Annotated in this window: 1 pseudogene; it reads left to right on the forward strand. The window is 73.0% G+C overall.

The annotated features are described in order from the left end of the window. Positions 1 to 230, forward strand: a pseudogene (locus tag AC0IY1_RS25715) (2-keto-4-pentenoate hydratase); the annotation flags it as partial.

Raw genomic sequence — 230 nt, forward strand, 5'->3', positions numbered from 1 at the left:
CCCGTGGTTCCGGCGGCCGAGGTCGTCGGCGAGACCCGGGCGGCGTTCGAGCTCGTGCTGTCTCGCTACGTCGCCCGCCGTGCTGTTGGCTGGCCGAGCTTCGCGGCCGACAATTCGGCTTTCCAGGCCCTGGGGCTCGGCCCCGTGCTGGCCACGGGAGACCTCGCCGAAGTGTCACGCAGCCTCGTGGTCGAAGTCGACGGCGTGGTGCGGGTCCGGGCCGTCACGGG

The organism is Methylobacterium sp. AC690 (assembly GCF_979256535.1).